Source organism: Tersicoccus solisilvae (assembly GCF_014643255.1).
Lineage (GTDB): Bacteria > Actinomycetota > Actinomycetes > Actinomycetales > Micrococcaceae > Tersicoccus > Tersicoccus solisilvae.
The window spans coordinates 1-527 of sequence record NZ_BMJI01000102.1 but is presented as its reverse complement, the minus strand read 5'-3'; the positions used below and the strand labels follow the sequence as shown (position 1 = coordinate 527).

Below are 527 nucleotides of genomic sequence, written 5' to 3'. Positions count from 1 at the left end.
GAGTTGGATGCCATTGAGTAAGTTGCGGGTTTCATGGCTTTGCAACAGTACATGGGGTTCCCATAGATGGATTGGCAGATAACTGCTGCCGGATGTGGTCAGTTTCAACCAAAATTGATGTTTTTCCGGATATTTGATTTCGAAAGCATAGAGAAAATCGGTACTCAATATATTTCTGTAGCTAAAGGGCTGGCTATCTCCCAGGGTAAGCTGGCGTTGCAGACGGTCATCTATGAAATGATAGATTTCCAGTTTATCTAGGCTGGGATTATTAAAAGTCAGTAAGCGGCTGTAATTGCCGGGTTCCGTGGCGATAAGGGTAAAATTGAACCACAGGCCATGGGGCTTCAAGTTCACAAATCTATAGTCATTGGCTGCTCGCCACGCCGATGCTGGCAATTTTTGTACTAGACCGAGATGACTGTCAGTTGTCATTTCGTAAATCTTAGTGCTGGGACGCAGGTCTAAATCCAGCCCCTTTGAAGCGGAAATTTCTACTTCCGGGGCGGCGTTAACTGCCAGTGATA

1 protein-coding gene is annotated in these 527 nt (G+C 45.7%); it reads right to left on the bottom strand.

What is annotated here, in order from left to right:
- Positions 1-527 (bottom strand): 7TMR-DISMED2 domain-containing protein (locus tag IEX22_RS16450; protein WP_229660124.1); only part of this gene is annotated, 527 nt, incomplete at both ends.